Source organism: Psychrobacter sp. LV10R520-6 (genome assembly GCF_900182925.1).
Lineage (GTDB): Bacteria > Pseudomonadota > Gammaproteobacteria > Pseudomonadales > Moraxellaceae > Psychrobacter.
In genome coordinates this window covers 2,200,917-2,219,284 of sequence record NZ_LT900024.1, presented here as the reverse complement: position 1 = coordinate 2,219,284, position 18,368 = coordinate 2,200,917, and the positions used below count along the sequence as shown (strand labels likewise).

At 43.5% G+C, this 18,368-nt stretch carries 14 protein-coding genes; 5 read left to right on the top strand and 9 right to left on the bottom strand.

Going from position 1 to position 18,368, the window contains the following annotated elements; genetic code table 11:
- Window positions 1-131 precede the first annotated feature (131 nt).
- Window positions 132-932 carry an NUDIX hydrolase gene (locus tag U1P77_RS09205; RefSeq protein WP_321154724.1) on the top strand — a complete coding sequence of 267 codons (801 nt, stop codon included), beginning with the start codon at window positions 132-134 and terminating at the stop codon, window positions 930-932.
- A 191-nt stretch (window positions 933-1,123) separates the two neighbouring features.
- On the top strand, window positions 1,124-2,005 hold the full coding sequence (locus tag U1P77_RS09200) for an IS982 family transposase (protein WP_321154723.1): 882 nt from the start codon (window positions 1,124-1,126) through the stop codon (window positions 2,003-2,005).
- 121 nt (window positions 2,006-2,126) lie between these two features.
- Here the strand turns inward: U1P77_RS09200 and U1P77_RS09195 are convergent, their stop codons facing one another.
- The 3 genes from U1P77_RS09195 to nhaA all read right to left on the bottom strand — a co-directional run bounded on the left by U1P77_RS09195 (window position 2,127) and on the right by nhaA (window position 5,218).
- Window positions 2,127-3,461: an oxygenase MpaB family protein gene (locus tag U1P77_RS09195; protein ID WP_321154722.1), complete on the bottom strand. Its 1,335-nt coding sequence runs from the start codon at window positions 3,459-3,461 to the stop codon at window positions 2,127-2,129.
- A gap of 81 nt (window positions 3,462-3,542) precedes the next feature.
- Window positions 3,543-3,836 (bottom strand): hypothetical protein, encoded by a 294-nt coding sequence (locus U1P77_RS09190; RefSeq protein ID WP_321154721.1) that lies wholly within the window; start codon window positions 3,834-3,836, stop codon window positions 3,543-3,545.
- A gap of 182 nt (window positions 3,837-4,018) precedes the next feature.
- Entirely contained in the window at window positions 4,019-5,218 is a 1,200-nt protein-coding gene (gene nhaA, locus U1P77_RS09185; RefSeq protein ID WP_321154720.1) for a Na+/H+ antiporter NhaA, read from the bottom strand.
- Window positions 5,219-6,131: 913 nt separating this feature from the next.
- Between nhaA and U1P77_RS09180 the strand changes: the two genes are divergently transcribed.
- Complete coding sequence (locus tag U1P77_RS09180) at window positions 6,132-6,887, top strand: TSUP family transporter (RefSeq protein WP_321154719.1); 756 nt, start codon at window positions 6,132-6,134, stop codon at window positions 6,885-6,887.
- Window positions 6,888-7,005: 118 nt separating this feature from the next.
- On the opposite strand, the gene U1P77_RS09175 is transcribed toward U1P77_RS09180, so the two are convergent.
- From U1P77_RS09175 to radC, 3 genes are all read right to left on the bottom strand, one after another.
- Window positions 7,006-8,382 carry a dicarboxylate/amino acid:cation symporter gene (locus tag U1P77_RS09175; RefSeq protein WP_321154718.1) on the bottom strand — a complete coding sequence of 459 codons (1,377 nt, stop codon included), beginning with the start codon at window positions 8,380-8,382 and terminating at the stop codon, window positions 7,006-7,008.
- A gap of 374 nt (window positions 8,383-8,756) precedes the next feature.
- Complete coding sequence (locus U1P77_RS09170) at window positions 8,757-11,663, bottom strand: acyl-CoA dehydrogenase (protein ID WP_321154717.1); 2,907 nt, start codon at window positions 11,661-11,663, stop codon at window positions 8,757-8,759.
- A 264-nt stretch (window positions 11,664-11,927) separates the two neighbouring features.
- A complete protein-coding gene (gene radC, locus U1P77_RS09165) occupies window positions 11,928-12,611 on the bottom strand; it encodes a RadC family protein (RefSeq protein ID WP_321154716.1) in 684 nt (227 codons plus the stop codon).
- A 135-nt stretch (window positions 12,612-12,746) separates the two neighbouring features.
- On the opposite strand from radC, the gene coaBC reads away from it, so the two are divergent.
- On the top strand, window positions 12,747-14,111 hold the full coding sequence (coaBC, locus tag U1P77_RS09160) for a bifunctional phosphopantothenoylcysteine decarboxylase/phosphopantothenate--cysteine ligase CoaBC (RefSeq protein WP_321154715.1): 1,365 nt from the start codon (window positions 12,747-12,749) through the stop codon (window positions 14,109-14,111).
- Between the two features lie 86 nt (window positions 14,112-14,197).
- Window positions 14,198-14,977 (top strand): sulfite exporter TauE/SafE family protein, encoded by a 780-nt coding sequence (locus U1P77_RS09155; protein WP_321154714.1) that lies wholly within the window; start codon window positions 14,198-14,200, stop codon window positions 14,975-14,977.
- Between the two features lie 39 nt (window positions 14,978-15,016).
- Here U1P77_RS09155 and U1P77_RS09150 read toward each other — a convergent pair whose 3' ends face one another.
- The 3 genes from U1P77_RS09150 to U1P77_RS09140 all read right to left on the bottom strand — a co-directional run bounded on the left by U1P77_RS09150 (window position 15,017) and on the right by U1P77_RS09140 (window position 18,303).
- Window positions 15,017-15,931 (bottom strand): histone deacetylase family protein, encoded by a 915-nt coding sequence (locus U1P77_RS09150; RefSeq protein ID WP_321154713.1) that lies wholly within the window; start codon window positions 15,929-15,931, stop codon window positions 15,017-15,019.
- 72 nt (window positions 15,932-16,003) lie between these two features.
- Window positions 16,004-16,747 (bottom strand): YbjN domain-containing protein, encoded by a 744-nt coding sequence (locus U1P77_RS09145; RefSeq protein WP_321154712.1) that lies wholly within the window; start codon window positions 16,745-16,747, stop codon window positions 16,004-16,006.
- A 491-nt stretch (window positions 16,748-17,238) separates the two neighbouring features.
- The gene (locus tag U1P77_RS09140) at window positions 17,239-18,303 is read right to left on the bottom strand and encodes a hypothetical protein (protein WP_321154711.1); all 1,065 of its coding nucleotides are present in this window, start codon (window positions 18,301-18,303) and stop codon (window positions 17,239-17,241) included.
- Window positions 18,304-18,368: the final 65 nt, after the last annotated feature.

The window sequence follows — 18,368 nt, the reverse complement described above, 5'->3', positions numbered from 1 at the left end:
ATAACTGTCTTTCTCTGTTGTTAATTTTTATATTGATGTTTTTATTGTATGGGTAACTTTCAGCACTGTTGTTTAACACTGATGTTTAGTACTGAGAAAATTAGCACCGACCAAAATATAGGATAATTATAATGACAAGACCATGGCACTTTGAACATTTTGACCAATTGAAAGTCGCATTGCCGTCTTATATTCATCAGCCAATGCTTAGGCAGTTGGCTGAACGGATGCAGAATGAATTACTGTTGGACGCAATAAAATCCCCACTCGTTTCCAACCTTGATAACTTAGGCAACTTTGATGAGGTTTCCCACAGCGCACGTATTTTAGATAGCTTATATCAGACACCGATTGCTGATGCCTCAGTATTAGTGGCTATTACCAATGAGCCACGTCCTAAACTGCTACTGACTCGGCGCGCCGTGCACTTAAACAGTCATGCCGGCGAGGTATCCTGTGCTGGTGGCAAATATGAAGAAGGGGATGGCAATAATGTGTTCACCGCCTTACGTGAGGCCCTTGAGGAGACCGCGCTCCCACCCAATAAAGTTCAGCTACTCGGCCAGCTACCTATCCAAACCTCAAAAAGCGGCATGAGTGTGCGTCCAATTGTGGCATTGATTGCACCGGATCTCATATTAGTGCCTGAGCTTGGGGAGATATCGCGTATTTTTTGGGCAGATTTTGAGACCTTAATCACTCAACCTACCGTAGAATATTCTATAAAATATAATATGCAAGACGCTTTACAAGAGCAGATGGTGACCTTATTAACCCCCAGTTGGCAGATTGATGGTGAGACCGTTTGGGGTTTGACAGGGAAGGTACTTGCAAGCTTGCTACAAACTGGGTTCGACCGACAGCTTGAATGGTACTATCGTATCCAAAACGCGCATGACCAAAACGCGCCCATCCAAAACCTAGAACGTTAATATCTATTGTTTGGTAATTTAATTATTTGGTAATTTACAAAACAAGACCATTTTTTAGAACGTCTTTAATGGTCTTGATTGTAGTAATTTTTAGGATAGTTAACCCCACTCTCAACTTCGAAAGGTATTGAAAAAAGAAGAGCACCTCATTAATCTATTGTTTTCGACCAAGAATACAACGGAGTCATGAGATGCCCATAGAAGAATTTATCATCAATATCTATTTAATGGTAGAGCATTACTACAAAACAATCGTCACCGAACCGTTACGAACGGGTGGTTATTCGCCTAAACTCAGTGATCCTGAGATTATTTGTATGGAAGTGGTGGGTGAGTTTTTAAATATGGACCAAGACAAACAGATTTGGCAATATTTTAAGCAGCATTGGCAAGCATGGTTTCCAGCGATAGGCTCATACCCTAACTTTGCTAAGCACTGCGCCAATCTATGGCAAGTCAAACAACGGATACACGATAAAGTCAGTGATATAGAAGGCCGTGACAACATTCATCTCATTGATGGCTTTCCCATACCTGTCTGTCATTATGGGCGAGCTTATCGGCATAAAAACTATCAAGACCATGCCGCTTTCAGTTACTGTGCCGCCAAGCAAGAAAAGTATTATGGCTTTGAGGGTCATCTGCTGATTAACTTATCGGGCATGATTAAAGGTTTTACTATCGCTCCTGCCAATGTTGATGAAAGAGACGTTGCACCTGATATCACTGATAACATTCATGGTCTGCTTGGCGCTGATAAAGGGTATATCAGCCCTAAGCTCAATGACTACTATCACTCTCAAGGGATAGATCTACAAACACCATTGAGACGTAATATGAAAGATGACAGACCCAAACCCCTACTAAGACGGTTAATGAAAGTCCGCCGTACGGTTGAAACCGTGATTGGTCAGTTGTCAGAACGATTTAATATGCAAAAGGTACGGGCTAAAGACTTATGGCATCTATCTCATCGATTTATTCGTAAGATTCTGTCGCATAATCTGTGCTTTGTGCTCAATAAACAACTTGGAAACCCACCACTTCAATTTGAGCTGCTTATTTTAAGTTGAGAGTGGGGTATAGTTAATGATCCCTTACAGTATTTCATTTACTACTTATCATAGTCGCACTTATTGATAGTCGGACTTATCACCAGCCATACTTATTGTTAATTGGGCTTATTCACAGACGCTATTTATAATAGTCATCATTTTTCTTAAGCCACCAGTTCATATTATCTTGGCGCTTAGCACGGAAGGCTTCCAGCTTATCGGCAACGGCACTATTATGCTGGCGCGCCGTATCTAGCGCAAACAAGATAGGTACTGAAGACAATACCCCAAAGCGTATTTTTGACTTAGGCAGTTCTAAACCATCACCAATATCATCGCCAACTAAGGTGCGTGTGACGCTGGCATTGACCATCTCTACAAAGCGTCCACGACGATTGTCCTCACCCATCAGTTGGCGCGGTAAGTCATGTAAGGCTTTTGCTAGTGGTCGCCCCATCCTAAAATCGAGTTGCTGGATAGATAAGTAAGTATAAAGCCACTCCCAACAGGCGGTTTCATCTTTAGGTAAGCGCTGTAAATCAACCCCCATCCAATAGCTGGCAAGATTCCATAGATGCAGGATGCCTTCAGCTTCCTCGCTACTAATACGCGCGCCGAGCAGTCGTAGCCCGCGCATAATCAGTAATGAAAACTGTAAATGAGTGGCGATCATGTCGGTCTGGTTAATGGGGAGACCCCAATAGGCGGTGTTCCAGCTGCCATCCGGATTATGATGTTGATCGGTAGGCGCTATGACACCATTTGCCGCAGATAGTTTGCCTTTTAGTAAGTTTTTGCGCACCAGTGTATGAACTTGGCGGACTTTGATAGACTGCCGCCAGCCTTCAGAGCCGATCTCTAATACTTGAGAGATGGGTTGGCGTTGATGATAGGCGCTGCCGTCAAGCTGTGGGTGCTCAGATACCGCTAGAATATAAGCATAAGTACGCATCAAACGCGGTAAGGCATCGTGCATCAGCGCGCCGGTTTGGATAAGCGGAAGTGATAGGGCCGGGATACTGTAGCCTGCCATGAGCGCGACATTACGTAGTAGCCAAATTAACATCAACGGATAACGACGGTAGGCGATAGCCCCAATTTGCGCAAGCTTGGGGTCGAACCAATCCGGATGGCTGCCAAATTGCTCAGTTAATGCTATAAATGATGGGTTATTAGCTAGATCACTGTCAACTTCATCATCAATAATCGCGTTTTGCAAAGGTTTTGCAAAACGCAAACTGTCAGTAGCGAGCGCATCTGCCAGTGGATCACCAATATCGTAGCCCTCTACCATCTCAGCTAATAACGTCGGTGAGATAGTAAAGTCTTTCGGTAATAAATAGCGCTTGATACGACGTAGGACTTGTAAGTCACTGTGATCATTGATGTCAGTAGTGCGCCCGTGACGTTGGTATGATGAGGCTATTAGAGGAGAGTCACTGCTGTCCGAGACATTTGAGGTCTTTTTATTCATGTTTATCAAGCATCCTCATAACTGTATTTTTAATATTGTATTTCCAGCATAACATCAGTATTTATTCATCCGGCTCAACGATTATTTTTGGCTCAATAATTTTAATTGTGCCTCGGTATTACCGATTCGATATCTGACTCTTCGAAGCTCTGTCGGTAGAGACAATAGGCGCGCGCGTGCTTGTTTTTCATTGTCGAAATTTAGCATCTCACCATCACGAAGCTTAATATATTCGGTTTGATATTTTTCTAAAAGACCTCTATCTTCATTCAACTGACTGTTTGAGGTGTAGTATTCTCGGCCTCGCTGGTTTAATTTTTGTAGGGTGTTGGTCATCGCTGCTGGACACACACTGTTTAGCTCACGACCACGCATTCTTGTTTAGATAAGGTTGCACAGCCTGAGAGTAGAAGGTACTGCCAAGGATAGATAAGCTCAATGTAGGCAGTCGCGCAAATAGCCACATAATCGTCTCCTACGACAGTCTAAACAATTTAAAAGTCCTAAGCTAAAAAGTCCTAAGCTAAAAACGCTAAGCCAAAAATGACGAATCGCTATTAATGACGCGTTAAGTCTACTGAGGTGTTGGTAACATTATCTTTTAGCGTTACTTTGAGCATGATATAGCCGGCAATACCAGACACGATTGAGCCCATAATGATACCCAAACGTTCATCAAATAGTAGGGTAGCACCGCCAAACGCTAAGCCGCCAATGAACAAACTCATGGTAAAGCCCACACCGCATAATAATGCCGCACCATAGATTTGTTTAAAGTTCATACCATTGGGCATTTTTGAGATGCCGAGCTTAAAGATGAGCCAGCACATCAACATCACGCCTATTTGCTTACCGAGGAATAGACCGGCGGCAATACCAAGTGGTACGGAATGGAACAATTCAGCAACGCCTGCACCTTTTAATGAAATACCAGCATTAGCAAAAGCAAACAGCGGCAGAATACCAAAGGACACGGTGTTTTGTAGGTCATGTTCCAGTTCCTCAAGCGGTGAGTGCTCAGGATCGGTACGATCAAACATAGGGATAAATAGTGCCAATACCACGCCTGCTAAAGTCGCATGAATACCGGATTTGAGCACCGCAATCCACATGATGACGCCAATAAGCAGATAGGGGGTGATGCTGGTGACGTTGCGGCGGTTGAGTAGATATAACAACGGTAGACATAGACCTGCGAGGGCAAGTGAGCCCAACGATAAGTCACTGGTATAAAACAAAGCGATAATTAAAATCGCACCAATATCATCAAAAATCGCAATCGAGACTAAAAATACTTTTAACGAGTTTGGTACGCGGTTGCCAAGTAAGCTTAGAATACCTATCGCAAAGGCAATATCAGTCGCTGCTGGAATCGCCCAACCTTTCCAATATTCAGGGTTGTTATAGTTAAAGAGTATGTAGACGATCGCAGGCATGATCATGCCGCCAAGTGCCGCGCCGGCAGGTAAGATAATCTGCTTGACGTTAGACAGCTCACCGATTAAAACTTCCCGCTTGAGCTCAAGTCCCACCAAAAAAAAGAAAATCGCCATTAAGCCATCGTTAATCCAGTGACTGGCGTCTTTGGCAATCTCAAAATCACCGATACGAATGGCGACTGGCGCGTGAATAAAGGACTCGTACCACACATTGAGGGGGGTATTGGCAATGATCATGGCGGCAATGGCAACCAATGCTAAGACGATTCCGCCTGCCGACTCAAATTCAAAAAATGCCTTAACTCTTCGTATTGCCATGTCATCCTCATTGGTTAAATATATACTGTAAACTCAAGCGGTCTTCTACTAACGTTTTGCAACGTCACCGAATATTTGTCTCAGTTTCTCATAGTATTATCAATATAGACAATAAAATGCGTTAAATCGGCACCGTAAGCGGCGCACGGTGGCTTGCTAAAAATGGCGTTATTACAAAGATAAAATTAGGAATAGAACGGTTATATCCTATTCAACATCTTTAATATTTATCTCTTCTTTCCTACAAGCTATATGATTGTCGTAAAGCGATCTAATAGGGTAAAAGCCGATAGCGTCTGCTGGTACGTTTGGAAAAGTAGCCAATAACCCTCGTTATGGAACACAAAGCGATAATATGATGATGCTAAAGGACAGTATAAAAAATCTATAGTCATCGTTCTATATTTACACTACTGTGTCATTTGAACTTGCTATGGTATAGCTTACACTCGATATGCTTGTAGCACTTTTATATTAAAGTAACGATACGACAAATTTAGCAGACTTTATTAAATTTTTAGTTGTTTTTACGAGTTCATCTTTATAATTGACCGCTTTTGTCTTTCATTTGGTTTGTTATTTTGTTTACCACTTCTTTTAGCACATATAGTCGAGTAAAAATAAAAGAGAGTCACTTAAAGTAAGAGTCACTTATAGCAGCGTGCTACTGGTATAAATTTTTCTTGCGTGCTGCTGCTAGCGGGACAGAGGCTGCAAAACGTTTGTTACAGTAGCATCCCAGTAGCACTGACCGTTTCCGAATTGGATTCACTATAGCCTCTGAGTGTTTATAATGTGACATTATTTTTACGAGTATCATTGCTATTGAGACGTGTTGATTGACTATATTCTACGGCATCTTTGCACTGTTTGTTAAGATTATTATCCTCAAAATTTTTTTAAGGCCAGCTTCATGGATGTATCGCTCTCTTTAGAGATTATTTTAATGCTTACCGCAGTGGCAGCGCTCGCTGGTTTTATCGACGCCATTGCTGGCGGTGGCGGATTGCTTACCATTCCAGCGATGCTGCTTGCTAATATTCCGCCAGTTTTGACTTTGGGCACCAATAAGCTACAAGCCGCATCAGGGGCATTGGCGGCGTCCATTACCATGATTAGAAAAGGCGTCGTCAAGCCCAAGCGCATTAAAATGGCCATCATCGCCGCTTTTATTGGTTCTATTATCGGCTCAATCGCAGTGCAATTATCGCCACCTGATTTTTTGGAAAAACTGATTCCATTTTTGATTGCGGCTATCGGTATTTATACTTTATTTGCACCCAAACTTGGCGAAGTAGAAGCAGCGCCTCGTATCAGTGAAGGCGTGTGGCAAAAGGTTGCTGCGCCTTTAATTGGTTTTTACGATGGCTATATGGGTCCAGGCACGGGTATGTTCTTTGCGCTGGGTAATGTGGCTTTGCGTGGTCGGCAAATTATTGAAGCCACGGGTGCAGCAAAGGTGCTGAACTTATCTACTAATATTGGTTCACTGATATTTTTTATTTTAGGCGGTAATGTACTTTGGAAAGTAGGTTTGGCGATGATGGTCGGTCAGACGATAGGCGCGTACTTTGGCTCGCATATGGTGGTAAAGGGTGGCAGCAAGCTGATTCGTCCTATGATTGTATTGGTGTGCCTAGCGATGGTGACTAAATACGTCTTTGGTTAAGACAATAAAATTATTGGTAAGTAAAACACTCTTTATAAACCCTTATCTCAATAAAAACCCCCAGTCATATCGGCTGGGGGTTTTGTTTAATTTCTGACAAATAGGTATTGAGCGTTACCTATTTATGTCGATCAATATCATCGTATTCACTGCCCATCACACCATCGCTAAAGACTTCCGAGAATTCACGCTCGTTATCTTCATCAATATGACCATCGAATACTTCTTTTGAACCAGCATCTGGATCGTTATAAATTGCCAAATCCATTTTACCTTCTGATTTTGCCACAATGGTCGTGACAGCCGCATCGCCGCCAACGTTCACTGCGGTACGTAACATGTCAAGAATACGATCCACACCTAAGATAAGGCCGATACCTTCGATGGGTAAGCCGACTTGCGCAAACACCATCGATAGCATAATGAGACCAACACCTGGGACACCAGCCGTACCGACAGAGGCAAGTACTGACATTAAAATAACGGTTAGATATTCAGCAATGCCTAAGTCGATACCATAGATATTGGCAATGAAAATAGTCGCCGTACCTTGCATGATAGCCGTACCATCCATGTTGATGGTTGCACCAAAAGGAACGGTAAACGAAGCTACTGAGTTATCAACGCCCATGCGTTTAGTAACCGTGCGCAAGGTAATAGGAATAGTGGCGTTCGAGCTTGAGGTACTAAATGCAAAAATCTGTACTTCACGCATTTTGGTCAAAAAGGTTCTGATGGATAACCCTGAAAACAGCTTGAGAACTATCATCATAGTAATAAAGAAATGGAAAGCAAGCGAGCCGACCAATACCGCCACATAACCGAGTAATGACCAAATCAAGTCTAATCCCAATTCAGCCATTGCTGTGGTTAATAGCGCAAATACACCGTAGGGTGCTAGGTTCATAATAATAGTCACCATCTTTAAGATGACTTCATTGATGAGCTCTAAGCTTTGCACTAAGCCTTTAGCTGGCTTACCGACCATCAAAATACTGACGCCGACTAAGATAGCAAAGAAGATAATCGACAACATATCGCCATTTGCCATCGCACTGATGGGATTGGAGGGGATAATATTAGAAAATACATCGAGAAGGGGTGGCGCTGATGCTGCTTCGAATGCTGCTTCGGTTTCGATATTCATACCTTTACCGATACCAAATAGTATCCCAAGGCCAATCGCGGTCGCAATTGCTAAGGCGGTAGTCATCATGTAGATTAAAAAAGTCTTGCCGCCAATACGTCCTAATAAGCGGATATCACCGATGCCGCACACCCCGCAAATCAGCGAGATTAGCACTAAGGGTACGACCAGCATTTTGAGAGAGTTGACAAATAACTTACCGATAATGGCAAAAAATCCATCGGTTATATAAGTATTAACAAAACCGCCGACGCTATTTAATCCGGAATAATTCAAAAATAAACCCAGTATGATACCGAGCGCCATGGCAACAATAATCTTGCCCGTCAGTCCCATATTTTTCCACATAAAGATATCCTTTGGTTACATAACTCTCAGTAGCAGGCTCAAACCTTAAATCAATGCGATTATGAGTTTTTGCCCCATTACTGCTCTTGCTATGTTCATAAATTTTTGGTCTGTCACTTAGTGTCACATTTTCGAGGACAATATAAAATAATTGTTAGGGACGCTGCAAGATTTTTTTATAAATTAAGAAATTTTACCCCATAAAAGAGAAAAAATCAGCCATAAAAAAGCAAGATTGCCAAGGTCGGCAATCTTGCTTGTTATTTTATGGTCGTCGTTTTGGTTCTTGTCGCTTTTACGCGGGTAGATTTTGAGCCTACAAGATGGTTTAAATCTTATGCTTTGTCATCTTTTTCACGGCTTAATCCGTCATGCTATTTAGAATTGTCAGACATATCTTGGTCTATTTTGTCATCCTCGAAGACATCTGTTTTAGACTCTGTAGAGTTTGACTCTAAGTTATTTAGTCTATCAGAGTCAGCCTTAGCTTTACTGTGGTTGTAGCTCATACGTTCACTCAGAGTTGACTCAGCGTCACGATGGCGAGGATTTAGCGCTTCTGCATCAGGATTGACCTCGCCAAAGTTAGTTTGTGCCTTAATCTCTTGCGTCGTGTCTTGCTCGTCTACCATTTTGACGTCGCCATCCGTTTCATAACCATGGTCGGGATTGGCATCGCCAGTTTGTTCATGGATATTTGTGGTTGCTTCTACATTGTCAGTTATCGCGTCGTCTTTTGCTGGCGTGCCGTTCTTAATTTGCGCATCATTTTTGAGCTGAGCATAATCAGTCAATTTATGAACGGCATTCTCTAAACTATGCGGATTGGTGCGTTTTTGAGCATTTAGCAAGTGCTCATCGAAAACATCGGTCAATAATGAATCAAAACGTAGCGCATTATATCTAATCAGTTGTTCAGCTTCTTCTTCGGTGATATCACCATCTTGGCTGGCCTGCACCACATGATCTTCAAAGGTTAACCCTTCAAAGCTACCTTTATGCTCGGCTTTTTTAAACTTCTGCCACAAGGGTTCCACCTCAAGTAGCGTTTGATAAGCATGCTCCATGCGTCCAGTAACATCTTCAGGATCGGTATTGTAGTACACCATAGTTTTGAGATAATCGCGGAATGGGTTGGCTGCAAAGTCATCCATAAAAGTATCCCCCAATTGGCGTTTAAGCTCATCACTGGCTGGGGTAAAGATACGACCACTAGGGAAGGTCACAAAGCTGACCACATTGGCTGCCATGCGATTGGGGAAGTTGGCAAAGAAGGACACAAACGCTTCTTGAATAGTATAAAGACTGCTTTGTAGCGCAACTTCAGCATGCAAGCGTTCGGCTTCTGATTTACTGCCATGCTCATAAAACTGTAGGATAGCCGTTGCAATAAATAAATGGCTATGAATGTCAGCTAAGCGGCCAGAGAGCATCTCTTTACGCTTCAAATCACCCGCAAGTAAGCCTAATGCCATGTCGGCCGTGAGGGCAAAACTGGCACTTAAGCGGTTGATATGTTTATAGTAAGGACGAGTAAATTTATCAGCAAAGCTTGGCGCATCGTTGCTACCACCGACATAACCTGCGATAAAGGCTTTGGCACCGCGATTAAAGGTATAGCCTAGATGTTTAAAGAATAAAACATCAAATTCCTTAAGTGCGCCCGCTTTATCTTCGCTTTGCAGCAGTTGCAATTCATCGAATAGATACGGATGGCAACGCATCGCGCCTTGGCCAAAGATCATCAAAGAACGGGTTAGAATATTCGCGCCCTCAACGGTAATGGAAACCGGAATGGCTTGATAAGGAATGGCTAAAAAGTTCCGCGGACCCATTTGAATGGCGCGGCCACCAACCACATCCATACCATCGTTTACGACTTCACGCATGGTTTCGGTGGCGTAATATTTTGCCATCGCGGTCATAACCGATGGCGTACCACCTTGGTTCAATCCGCAGTTGACTAAGTGGCGGAAGGCCTCCAACATATAGGTTTGGCTGGCAATACGACTAGTAGCATCTTGCACGCCTTCGAATTTACCAACGGATATTTTAAATTGCTCGCGAACTTTGGCAAACGCACCAACCGACAAGTAAGTCATCCCGCTAGCTGAGGTCGATAGCGCTGGTAATGAAATACCGCGACCAACGCCAAGGCATTCCATCAGCATGCGCCAACCGCGACCCGCGTTCTCAACGCCACCAATGATGTAGTCTAGAGGGATAAAAACATCCTTGCCATCAACTGTACCGTTCATAAACGGCGAGCCACTTGGATAATGCCGTGGGCCTATGACAACCCCCTTGTGATCGGCAGGAACCAAGGCACAAGTAATGCCATAATCGACTTTGCTAGCATCACCGAGCAGCCCTTCTGGGTCATGCATTTTAAATGCCAAACCGACTACCGTAGCGATAGGGGCCAAGGTAATCCAACGTTTAGAGAAATTCATACGTAGACCAAGCGTCTGCTCGCCATCATGGATGCCGTAACACACTACTCCAGTATCAGGAATTGCACCAGCATCCGAACCGGCTTCAGGGCCAGTCAGACCAAAGCAGGGAATCTCGTCACCTTTGGCAAGCCCCGGCAACCAGCGCTCTTTTTGCGCGTCCGTACCGTAATGCATGAGTAATTCGCCAGGACCGAGCGAGTTTGGCACCATACAGCTGACTGCTGCGGTCGGTGAACGCGATGCAATCTTACTCATAACACGACTTTGAGCATAAGAGGTAAATTGTAGGCCGCCGTATTCTTTGGGAATAATTAAACCCAAAATGCCCTTATCTTTGATAAATTGCCATGCTTTAGGTGATAGATCCTTTTCTTCGTGATGAATTTTCCATTCATCGAGCATAGTGCATAGTTGCTCAACTTCATTATCAATAAAGCTCTGTTCTTCTTCTGATAGCTGCGGATAAGGATAATCAGCAAAGGTATCCCAGTTCGGTGCGCCCATAAACAGCTCTTTTTCCCACCAGCTAGTACCAGCATCGAGAGCTTCACGTTCAGTGTCACTCATACTGGGCATCGCATCGCCTAAAGCTTTGTATACTGGTTTGGTAAGCAGCGCTTGGCGAATAGGTGTGATAAGCAGCACTAGGCATAACAGGGCTATCGGGATGCCTAAAATCAATGACCATGGACTTATAATGGCGGTTACTATTACGGTAATAATAGCAACGATGCTACCACTGACCCGTGATAACGACATTAAAAAGATGGCCAAGATGACAGCTAACTGAATGAGTACTGCCAAAATAAATAAGCCAATCGCCATGGCTGTCTCCTTAGCAAAATGTAAAAGAATGAATTTTAAGTTAAATAAATAAGTTTCAAAAAACTGAGACTGTAATTTATTAAATAATAATAAGTTAAGCAACAGTAAGAAAAGGTAACTACAACTTAAATTTTACTATAAATCATAGACATAAAACTATCTACTAATATGGAATGTGTCTCAATAACTATCAAGAGCGAAAATGCTACGCTGTGTCGATGATATGTATCAGCTACTAGGGCGCACCCTATTAACGATCCCTCATCAATTAAAAGGAGCTAGGCCGTTTTCAGCATAAGATAAGGTATCGTTACGTCCAACAATAATATGATCAACCAGCGATAAATCTAGTAAATCACAGGCTTTTCTTAGCTCGTAGGTCAATAAATTGTCTGCCGTTGATGGCTGAGAATCAGTATGCGGATGATTATGAGCGACAATCAACTGACTGGCAGCGTGACTGATGGCATGGCGTAGCACATGCTTGATACAGACTGAGCACGATGAGATGCCGCCAGTAAATAATATCTCGAAGTTAAGCAGGTTCAGCGCATTGTCCAAACAGAGTACGGCAAAAACCTCACGGTGCTCACCGCGCAATTGGGTACTGATATAATCCTTGACTACTTGTGAGCGTCCAAGGGCCTGACCGGTTTTGAGCTCACTGTCCAGATAGCGAGTACCCATCTCAAGTGAGGCCAACATCTGCGCATATTTGGCAGGGCCGATACCGTGACAGGCAAGAACAATCTCTTTGGGGGCGGCTAATAGCTCAGCCAGACTGCCGAATTGTTCAATTAAATGACGAGCAAGCTCAATAGCTGATTGCGATTGAGTGCCAGTACGTAAAAATATGGCTAAGATTTCGGGGTCAGTAAGAGAAGCCGCGCCAAATTTCAGCAGTTTTTCGCGTGGTCTGTCATCTTCGTGCCAGTCTTTAATGGCCATTATTATTCCTTGATAATGGGTTAGTTACGGATCAACCTTAGATAAGTACGGAAAACTTTACCTAACTTATCTCATAATTGTTACTATAAGCGCAATTTTCATCTTTCAACTTCTTCTGTTAATGATGTCCTGCTTATGTCAAATATTGTGCTTGCTATCACTGGCGGTATTGCCGCTTATAAATCTGCTATTTTTGCCCGTCTTTTGATCAAGGCTGGGTTTGAGGTGCGGGTCATTATGACCGCAGGCGCACAAGCGTTTATCACGCCGTTAACGCTGCAAGCCTTGACCGGTAATGAGGTGCATACCTCTTTACTTGATGAACATGCCGAGGCGGGTATGGGTCACATTGAACTTGCCAAGTGGGCAAACCTGGTGGTCATTGCGCCGGCATCAGCCAATACTTTAGCACGGCTGGCGATGGGGATGGCAGATGATCTATTAACAACGGTTTGTCTGGCAACCACAGCTCCGGTGATCATTGCACCAGCAATGAATCAGCAAATGTGGGCACATCCGGCGGTTACTCTTAATGTGCAAACCTTGCGAGATATGAATTATCAAATTATCATGCCGGCAAGTGGTGAACAGGCTTGCGGTGATGTGGGAGCAGGGCGCCTTCCTGAGCCTGAGCAGTTATTGGCTGAGGTAAGTTTATTTAGCGCTCAGCAAACGATTCCGCAGCTATTGACTGGAAAACGAGTGGTTATCACTGCAGGACCGACTATTGAAGCGATTGATCCAGTACGCTATTTATCCAACCATTCTTCAGGAAAAATGGGCTTTGCCTTAGCGCGTGCCTGCGTTGAAGGTGGAGCAGAAGTGATTTTGATTGCTGGCGGAAAAGTGGCATTGCCGACCCCGCTGAACGTCACCCGTATTGATGTATTGTCTGCTAAAGAAATGCTAATCGCCGCCCAGCAATGTGTGGCGGGTACGCACGTCGCTTTACCATCTATAATTGCTGTTGAGCATGAGCACCTCTATTCTCATGAACATGGCGATTGCGGTGATGGTCATAGCGAGCCGCATGACCATATAGAACATAACAGCTCAGCTATAGATGCTAGCCATAGCAGCGCACGTCCAGCTGATATCTTTATTGCCACCGCTGCGGTCGCTGACTATCGTACTGAGCAGGCCGCACCGCAAAAAATCAAAAAAACCCAAGATACTATGAGTCTTGATTTGGTGAAAAACCCTGATATCTTAGCAACAGTCTCTCTTGCGCATCCAGAATTGTTCGTTGTGGGCTTTGCCGCAGAAACGCAAGATGTTGAACATTATGCCCGCGGTAAATTGGTCGCAAAAGATTTAGATATGATTGCTTGCAATGATGTCTCACGCGCTGATATCGGCTTTGCCAGCGATGATAATGCCATGCAGGTATTTTTCGCTAAGAATTATGAACAGGATACGGTCACGCTTGAGAAGACCAGCAAAGATAAGATTGCAAAGCAGTTAGTGGCGATTATTGGTGAGATATTATGGCAATATTAATAGTCTTAATGGTGACAATACTGCCAGCAGTAAGAGTAAGCAATGCATAACAAATATGAAATACTAAGGGTTAAGCTGCAAATGCCATGACGGATAACGACACCACTCAGACAGTGATACTGCTCGTAATCTTTGCGCTGGCCTCACTATTGCACGGTATTAGCGGGCTGGGGGTAACTTTAGTTACTACCACTGCTTTGGCAAGTATATACCCACTACCGCACGCCATTGTATTGGTGATTTTCCCTTCATTGTTACTTAATGCCATGACTTGGTTGAACGGTGGTGGGCGTAGTATTTGGCAGAACTTCAGTTATTATGGCCGACGCTATTGGTTATTGGCATTGACCAGTCTGCTGGGTAGTATTTTGGGTGCCAAGCTATTGCTGTGGGTAGATAGCGCTTATATTCTATTAGTACTGGCAGTGGTGATTGGAGTTTATGTCATAAGCGCGCTACTGGGTAAGCAACTTCGCCTACCAAATACCAAACCGGTACTGATTATGGTAGGGTTTAGCGCTGGTGTTATTGGTGGTGCGACCAATGCCATGTCGACGATTTTAATGATGTATCTACTGTCAGCCAGTGACGATAAAAATACCATCGCTAAGGTCGGTAATATGTGTTATTTTTTAGGAAAAGTGGCACAAATTATCGTTTTGCGCGAGCCTATCATGGCGCTGAGTGGTAGTGAGTGGCAGTTGATTGCGTTATTAAGTGGGCTGTCTGTTGTTGCCTTATTAATTGGTATCCGCCTACGTCGCTATTTACCGCAAGCGCGCTTTCGTCAGCTTATTCTACTGATTTTGACGCTACTTGGTGTACGCGTTGGCTGGCAAGGGATTACAGCATTATTAGCGTTATAAATGTTGAGCTTTATAAACAATAATATCCATAACTCCCAATCAGTTAGATTTATCAAAAAATATCTGCTGGGCAAGACGAAAAGTATTACAGTGCGCCTCAACCACATCTTCGATATTCTCCGAATAGCCGCCACCCATCACAATGGCTACTGGAATATTCGCTTCTTTTGCTTGCCGTAATACATACTCATCACGCGCCTTACAGCCTTCTTGCGTCAATGCTAGCTTGCCCAATTTATCAGTCGCTAATACGTCCACGGCGGACTGATAGAAAATAATGTCAGGGGCAACCTCAGTTATTAATCGCGGTAAGGTCTCTGCTAAAATTCGTAAATACTCTTCGTCACCGGTGTCATTGGCCAGCTCAATATCAAGGTCAGATACTTGCTTGCGAAAAGGGTAGTTCTTTGCGCCATGCAAACTAAATATAAAGACCCGTGGCTCATCCAGCATAAGGCTAGCATTGCCATTACCTTGATGCACATCCAAATCAACCACTAAGACTTTTTGTGCCTGTCCGCGTGCTAATAATAAATTGCTGGCGATACAGACATCATTAAACACACAAAAACCTTCGCCATGATCGGCAAAAGCATGGTGCGTACCACCAGCAACATTCATGGATACCCCGTATTGCTGGGCATACAAAGCACATTCGTATGTTGCATGAGCAATGTGACGACCGCGCTCAACCAAAGCAGGTGTCATCTCAAAGCCAATCGGTCGAGCTTCCCTTGTCGTTAAAGTTTGAGTCTTGAGCTTATGCCAGTATTCCGCGGTATGAGTGGTTAAAATCTCATCTTCCGTTAGTTGTGATGGCGCAAAAAAATTGGCTTTGCTAATCGTACCTTCAGCCAGTAAACGCTCAGGAATCATAGTGTATTTTTGCATGGGAAAGCGGTGTTTTTCGGGTACTGAGTAACGAAAAATCTCAGAGTAGGCAATTTTTAGCATAGTTTTAACGGCTTCTAAGAATTCTATTTTAGTAAAAGTATTAAGGGGTTTTTATACTTTTGGGTATGGTGCTTATTGCACGAATTGGGTTGGTAAAAAAAATGTTCGGTCATCGGATCGCTGACGTAGCTCGCCGAGTAAAGTCGGCATATCTTGGGCGGGCTCTTGGGTGTTTATTAGATCATTAAATATCTCATAGGCAACGGTGGTCATCGCAATGACACTTTGCAGTAAGTGTTCGATAATATCGTCATCTATTCCGAACGCCTCAACATCGATGGCATTTTTATAGCGTATTTCGCCATCGTTGACATCCATCTCCAAATTACCAATAAGCATGTCATAGTTAATTTGGGTGATGAGCAGCATCGCAGCGCTTTGATGACTTTCTGGTATCAAAAACGGCAAAATACCATAGACCGCCAGTAAGCTATTGTCTTCCTGAATACGAAATAGGTAGCCACAGTCCAGTTTTTTATTTCTCATACGTAAGGATAAGTGATGTGATCGCTGGCTATCATTCGTTCTTGGGCGGTAATAGGTATAATGCCATTGTTTATCGTGAAAATATTGTTTGAGATAATCGGTAATAGATGTGTCGCCATTAGTGTTATGGTTCGCTTTAATAATAGGCGCTTTAATGTTGTCATCTTGAGCGCTATTCTTATCAGTATCAGTATCAGTATCAGTATCAGTATCAGTATCAGTATCAGTATCAGCTTGCGGCGTTTTTGCGGCATCATTAGAATATGGTGCTGATTTATTCAACAGCTGCTTAATTTTTTGCCATAGACGACGTTTATTATTGTGACTCATAGATATTATGCTAATTGATAAAGGGGTAAGGTTGAAAGAATAAGGATGAATACATAAACCTGTCACTATAATGAATTAAATATGCGGCCGATACAACAAAGACCAGTGAAAATTATAGCTGGTTTATCATAGTTAGACGCTATTAAATGCCAAACGGTCTTTAGGGCGTGTTGAACATTCGACCATGGCACTGACAGAGACTATTTTTTAGTCGATTCAAGATTAAAAATATCTAGTTTAGTCATTCTAAGCGGATAGTTTTAATGAAGTAGCGGCAAAAAAGAGTCCTGTCCAACTGCGAGCATAGCTCTTGTCTTGCGGACGGGCAAAGCAGTGCTTTGCTTACTCCGTCCTCAGGGCTGATGCTAAAACTGCCCCCCCAGCTATTCATGAGCAGTGTGTAGCAAGTCTAGCTAAGGCATCTGCATTATCGTCGATTTGCCTCTTGTCTGGAACACTTTTAGCTATCAGCAGTGCTTATTTGTGAATGTTCAACACGCCCTAATATTATTCTGGTCATAAAAAGCTTCTAGCATTTCGCGAATATGAGCGGTCAGCCACTGACTGCTGATAGCATCATGAGCAATAGGAAGTAGGGCAATGCTTAATTTTTTCATCGCCTGTTCATCAATGGCTAAGCTTTCCGCCACAGTAGCAATCGTATCAGACTGATGATTGGCATACCAAGTCTCTACTGCAGCCGCGACTAAACTATGGACGTAAGGGGAAAGCCGTAACCGGTTATAGCTGTTTTGCATACTGGCTTCGATATGGTCAATACTGCTGTCATCAGGCTCATCATTTAAGTACATTTGTAGATGGCTAATTGGCTGATCTTTGATACCTGCCCAGCCAGTCACTAACAGACGCGAGACTTCTTCGTTAGACAAGTGCGCCTTAGCGTTGGTTTCTGCACGCTGGGTCAGATCTTTGATATTGCGATGTAAGTAAGTTTGCAGCTTTTCATCAAGGTTTTTATTGGTGGCTTTCTCAAAAGAGCTGCGCCCCAGTTTCATCAATTTACCCACGCCACCTGCTTTATCGAGTGTACTTTCCATAAAGTCGTTAATAGCGTGGTACAGTGTTTGGGTCAGCAGATTGGCGAAAGTCTCATTACCAATGAGCGCATGAATCAGTATGTTGCGCTGCTGTTCGTGACTGCCAATATAGGTTGCAAGGGTCTCAACTTGAACGTCATCAATGAGCTCAGAAAGGGGTACCGTATCATTGGCCGGATGATAAATCAGCGTATGCAGAATAGCGCGAATGTCTGCGCGCATGACCTCACTCATCGGTTGGCTAAGTAACCAGTCATTGATTAAGCGTTGTAAGTCTTCCACGCGGACGTATTGACTGAGCGGCTGCGCCCCTAACCATTGCCACGCCTCATTAGCGAGCGGTTCCGCCTTTTGCCGTAGCCATTGCTGAATGAATGCCACTTGTGCATCGATTAGGCCATCTGTTGTGAACGCGGCGTTCAAAGGAGAATTTGGCACATCAGCATGAGTAGTATCTGAATCAAGTGCTAGGTTTTGGCTGTCTTTCGAATTCTGCATATTTTTTGAAGTCTACTTCTGTTTTAAGATAATGACAATCGACAATTTGATATACTGTGATGTGG